Genomic DNA, 5,492 nt, shown 5'->3' with positions numbered 1-5,492 from the left:
GATCGCCGTAGGCCGGGAGCCGCTCCCCCGCAGCGTCGCGCGCCTGCGCGTCGCGGTCGATGCCGACGAGCGTCGCCTCGGGGCAGGCGTCGAGGAGGGCCTGCGCGTGGCCGCCGAGGCCCAGGGTCGCGTCGACGACGACGCTGCCCGGCTCGCGCACGGCGGGGGCCAGCACCTCGACGACGCGTTCGAGCAGGACGGGCACGTGCCGGTGGTCGGCGGGTGCGCTCCTGGTCATGCGGGCCATCACTTCGGGTCGGTGCGGGTCGTGCGGTGGGTATGCCGGTGGTCGGCCTGAGCAGCGCGGGCGGTGGTCCCTGGTCCCCATCCGCCGCCCCCGATCCGGGGGAAGTCGGGCCGGGAGGACGGCTGGAGGCCGGGGACCACCGAACGTCAGAGCAGGACGACCCCCTCGTCGTGCAAGTCCTCGAGCGTGGTGCCGTCGGTTGCATTGGCGGCTTCGTAGGTGGCGCTGTCCCAGACCTCGAGGTAGTGGCCCTGCCCGATGACGACGCAGTCCTTGTCCAGGCCGGCGTAGCTGCGCAGGACGCCGGGGATCGTCACGCGGCCCTGGCGGTCGGGGTTCTCCGTCGAGGCGTCGCCGAGCAGCTGCCGGCGCACCGAGCGGACGGTCTTGCTGCTGGTGTTGGCGGCGTTGAGCGGGTCGAGGATCCGCTGTTTGAAGACGGGGTGCGGATAGATGGTCAGGCAGCGCTCGAAACCCTTGGTCACGACGATCTTGTCGCCCAGGTCGTCGCGGAACTTCGCGGGCAGGAACAACCGCCCCTTCTCGTCGAGCCGGGGGCTGTGGTGACCGAGGAACTCGACGTCCATGAACCGGCCACCGCCTTCCTTCTCCACATGCGCGCCCCGTGCCTCCGATTTCCCCCACTCTACCCCACCTACATACCAAGTCGGTGACGTTTTCCGGAGTTTGTCGCCTGGTACGAGGCAAATTCGCAGTTCACACATCGTGGAGGAAAGTGGGGCGATTTTGTCTCGTTCGGTCCAGCGAGTGGGGATCGCCAAGGTGCGAAGGTCACGAACCGGTCCCAAAAGCCCCGAATCGCGCGGCCTGAGGCAAAATGCGACGACGGCACGAGACCGGGCCGGCCGCGAAGGCCGGATGACGAACGACGTTGGGGAGCATCGTGGAGGATCAGCAGACGCGGCAGCAGGCGGCGGCTCCGGACCGGGCGCGCTCCCTCGAATCGGTCCTCGAGATCACCACCAGCATGGCCAACGCCATGAAGACCGTCATCGAGGGCAAGCCCGAGGTCATCCAGGCGGCCCTGACGGCGCTGCTCGCCGAGGGGCACCTGCTGCTCGAGGACGTGCCCGGCGTCGGCAAGACCATGCTCGCCAAGACCCTCGCCCGCTCCATCGACTGCACCGTCCGGCGCATCCAGTTCACGCCCGACCTGCTGCCCAGCGATGTCACCGGCGTCAACATGTTCAACCAGGACATGCGGGCCTTCGAGTTCCGGCCCGGTGCGATCTTCGCCAATGTCGTGGTCGGCGACGAGATCAACCGCGCCTCCCCGAAGACCCAGTCGGCGCTGCTGGAGTGCATGGAGGAGGGGCAGGTCACCGTCGACGGGCGCACCTACACCCTGCCCCACCCGTTCATCGTCATGGCGACCCAGAACCCCATCGAGATGGAGGGCACCTACCCGCTGCCCGAGGCCCAGCGGGACCGGTTCATGGCGCGGGTCTCCCTCGGCTACCCGTCGTCGCGCAGCGAGATGGACATGCTCGAATCCCACGGCGAACGCGACCCCCTCGAAGAGCTGCGGCCCGTGACCGACGCCGCGACGGTGAGCGGACTGATCAAGGCGGTGCGCACTGTCCATACCTCCGACGCCATCCGCCAGTACATCGTCGACCTGGCCGCGGCCACCCGCGACAACACCTCCGTCCGGCTCGGCGCCTCCCCGCGCGCGACACTGCACCTGCTGCGGGCGGCCCGCGCGCACGCCGCGCTGGCGGGACGCGACTACGTGCTGCCCGACGACGTCCAGGACCTCGTCGTGCCGGTCTGGGGGCACCGCCTCATCCTCACCGGCGAGGCGATCCACGCCCGCCGCAGCCCGGCAGACGTGTTGCGCGGGCTGACCGAGCGGGTCCGCGTGCCGGCTCCGGGGTTCTGAAAGCTCTCGGCGTGTCCGCACTCGGTGGTCGCTCCGGTATCGTGCGGGGCAGCACGGCGCCTCGGCGGCGTCGCCGCCGCCTGACCGACGCCCTCACGCTGCGCGGCCGCTGCTTCCTCGCCGCGGGAGTCGCGCTCATGGTGTGCGGTCTGCTGCTGGGGTTCCGCGATATCACCCGCATCGGCTTCCTCGTCGCCGGCCTGCCGCTGCTCATGCTGCTCCTCGCGCGGCGCCAACGGCTCTCGATGCGCACCACCCGCACCGTCACCCCCTCGATCGTGCCCATCGACCAGTGGTCCGATGTGAACCTGCGCGTCGAGAACCCCGGCCCCGCGACGACCCCGATCCTGATGGCGGAGGAGCAACTCGACTACGCCCTGGGGGACCGCCCCCGGTTCGTCGTGCCCCGGATGGCCCCCGGCGCGGAGCACCTGATCAACTATCGCGTCCGGTCCACCGTGCGGGGGCGCCATCACCTCGGACCGCTCGGCCTTCGGGTCAAGGACCCCTTCGACATGACGCTGCGGCTGGCGGTGGTCCGGGGCACCGGCGAGTTGATCGTGCTGCCGCGGATCGTCTCCCTGTCCGGCACCACGGTCGCCGGCGGCCTCGGCAACGAGGGCACGATCCCGCACATGATCGCCCTGCACGGCGAGGACGATGTGTCCGTCCGCGAGCACCGCGAGGGTGACGACCTGCGCCGCATCCACTGGCCGGCGACGGCCCGCACCGGTGATCTCATGGTGCGCCAGGAGGACCGCCCCGCGACCCGCCGCATCGTGCTCCTTCTCGACGACCGGGCCACCGTCGAGCGGGCCCCCCGGGGCACCGCGAGCTTCGAGTGGGCGGTCACGGCCGCCGCATCCATCGCCAACGAGGTCATCGGCAGCGGCACCAACACTTTTCTCGCGTTGGGCGGCGAGATCCGCTCCGGCCATGGGGGCGAGCACCTGCGGGTCGAGGAGGCCTTGACCGAACTGGCCGTCGCCGAGTTGCGCGAACCCGTCCAGTTCGTCACGACGATGGCGCTCGCAGCGGACGCCGCGGCCAGCGGCGCCTTGTGCATCGCCGTCGTCGCCGCGATGGCCGAGCGCGACACCGAACGCCTCGCGAGGGTGCGTTCACCCGGCTCGCCCGGGATGGCGCTCGTGCTTCCGGTCAGCGACAGCGACGACCCGGTCGCCGCCTCCGCCACCGCGACCGGCCTGCGTGAACGCGGCTGGAGCGCGGTGGTCATCACCCCTGGCACCTCGCTCGTCGACGCCTGGGCGGCCGCGGCGGCCTCCCCCGCGCTGCAGGGCGGCCGGAGATGAGAGGCCGGCGATGAGAGGCCAGGCCCGCTGGAGCGATGCGCTGCTCGCCGCGGCCGCGTCGTGGGCGGCCATGCTGCCGATCCAGACGCTGCTGCGCAGCCTGGCGTGGGTGAACCCGGCGCTGCTCATCACCGCGATCGTCGTGGTCACCGGGGTGCTGGCGCGGACCGTGCTGCGCAACTGGCTGGCCGTCGCAGCGGTCCAACTGCTGGTCGGTGTCGAGTCCATCGTGCTGATGTATGCCCGCGACGAGACGTGGTACGGCCTGCCCCGCTGGGGCACGGTGTTGGCGCTCAACGACATCCTCGTCGAGGCGCGCGAGACGATTCAGGCGTATGCCGCCCCCGCCCCCACCACGCCCGGGATCGTCCTCACGCTCTCGTTGCTCGCGCTCGTCGTGGTGCTGGCCGTCGACGCGCTTGCCGTGAGCCGCCGGTCACCGGGCGCCGCCGGCCTGGCCCTCCTCAGTGCCTATCTCGTCGGCGCGGCGAACTCGAGTTCGACGCTGCGGTGGATCCACTTCCTGCTGCCGGCCGCCCTGTGGCTGCTGATGCTGGCCCGCGCGGGCACCGTCGGCCTGCGGCGGTGGGCCTCGGTGCTGCCGCGCACCCCGCAGACCCAGGCCCGACCGGCCGACCCCGTGCGCTCCTTCGCCCGTACCGCCGGCGTGCTCGGCTCGGTCGTCGCGATCGGCGCGATCGTGCTGGCGGCCGTCGTCCCGCACTTCCCGACCCGCTATCTCGCCGACGGGCTGGGGCGGGGCACGATCGACCGCGCCGACGGCACCGTCACCCTGAGCACGACACTCGACCTGCGGGCCAGCCTGGAGAACCCGTCGAGCGCGCCGCTGCTGCGGTATCGCACGAGTGTCGGCTCGCCGTCGCCGCTGCGGGTGGCGGTCCTCGAGGACTATCGGCCCGACGGTCAGTTCCGGCAGCGGCCGCAGTATCCGGCACGCAACGTGAGCAAGGGTGAGCCACTGCAGCAGCAGGAGGCGATCTCCTCGACGTGGGTGCGCTATCTGGACGACCTGCCCGAGGAAGCCAAGCGCGCCGGGACGCTGAGCGCCACCGGATCCCGGCTCGCCAAGCCGCAGATCGCGATCCCGTATGGCGCAACCCGGCTCACCATGCCCGAGGGCGTCGAGGCCATCGAGTTCGGCGAAGGCACGGTGCAGGTGCTCAGCCGGGCCGAGTCGTATGACGTCGAATACATCGACATCGCCCCCACCCCGGAGCTGCTGGAGCAATCCGAGTCCTATGTCGGTCCCGACCCGTGGGCCGAGACCGTGGAAGACGACAGCCTGCTCGTCGAGGAGCGGGCCCGACCGGCGATCGCCGAGGCCCTCGCCGACGCCGTCCCGGAGGGGGCGAACCGGTTCGAGACGGCGGTCGCCATCCAGGACTGGCTGCGCTCCCCCGTCTTCACCTACGACACCCAGCTGGCCCCGTTGCCCGAAGGCAGCGACGTCGACCCGATCACCCACTTCCTGCAGACCCGGGTCGGCTACTGCCAGCAGTTCGCCACGGCGATGATCATGATGGCGCGCGAACGCGGCATACCGGCCCGCATGGTGATCGGCTACCTGCCCGGCCGGCTCGACCGGGGCGAGTGGGAGGTGCGGGCCAGCGACGCGCACGCCTGGCCGGAGTTGTACTTCCCGCCGTTCGGCTGGATCCGCTTCGACCCGACCCCGGGCTCACGCTCCGGCGCGGCGCCGAGCTGGGCGAACCTGCCCGAGTCCACCGCGACGACGTGGAGTGCGTCAACCTCCGCCAGCGCCACGCGGTCCTCGACCCGGCCGGTCAACCCGGGCCAGGACGACCCGGGCACACAGGATGTCACGCCGGCGGATCGCACGCTGCGGCAACGGATCGCCGCCATCTCGGCCCGCACGTGGATCCTGCTCGCCCTGGGAGCGGGGGTGCTCAGCATGCTCGTCCTGCCGGTCACCTCGATGCTCGCCCGCCGGCGCCGGATCGCGGCCGCCGACGACGACAGTGACGTCATCGAGGCGCGGGGGGGGGGG

General features: G+C 71.6%; 5 protein-coding genes. 3 read left to right on the top strand and 2 right to left on the bottom strand.

Annotated features, from left to right (window positions below):
• Positions 1–238, bottom strand: a 238-nt coding sequence (gene mraW / locus BN11_RS10300; protein WP_083433680.1) for a 16S rRNA (cytosine(1402)-N(4))-methyltransferase, incomplete at its 3' end; no start/stop codon positions are given.
• A 155-nt stretch (positions 239–393) separates the two neighbouring features.
• A complete protein-coding gene (gene mraZ / locus BN11_RS10295; RefSeq protein WP_162213209.1) occupies positions 394–861 on the bottom strand; it encodes a division/cell wall cluster transcriptional repressor MraZ in 468 nt (155 codons plus the stop codon).
• Positions 862–1,235: 374 nt separating this feature from the next.
• On the opposite strand from mraZ, the gene BN11_RS10290 reads away from it, so the two are divergent.
• From BN11_RS10290 to BN11_RS10280, 3 genes are all read left to right on the top strand, one after another.
• Positions 1,236–2,150: an AAA family ATPase gene (locus BN11_RS10290; RefSeq protein WP_083434007.1), complete on the top strand. Its 915-nt coding sequence runs from the start codon at positions 1,236–1,238 to the stop codon at positions 2,148–2,150.
• 11 nt (positions 2,151–2,161) lie between these two features.
• Complete coding sequence (locus BN11_RS10285) at positions 2,162–3,463, top strand: DUF58 domain-containing protein (RefSeq protein ID WP_157044070.1); 1,302 nt, start codon at positions 2,162–2,164, stop codon at positions 3,461–3,463.
• A 10-nt stretch (positions 3,464–3,473) separates the two neighbouring features.
• Positions 3,474–5,492: transglutaminase family protein (locus BN11_RS10280; RefSeq protein ID WP_048697319.1), on the top strand; the 2,019-nt coding region annotated here is incomplete at its 3' end.

Origin of the sequence: Nostocoides australiense Ben110 (assembly GCF_001050535.1) — a bacterium.
In the GTDB taxonomy this organism is placed as follows: Bacteria; Actinomycetota; Actinomycetes; order Actinomycetales; family Dermatophilaceae; genus Nostocoides_A; species Nostocoides_A australiense.
The sequence above is the reverse complement of the archived record's forward strand: the minus strand, read 5'-3'. Positions and strand labels throughout refer to the sequence as shown.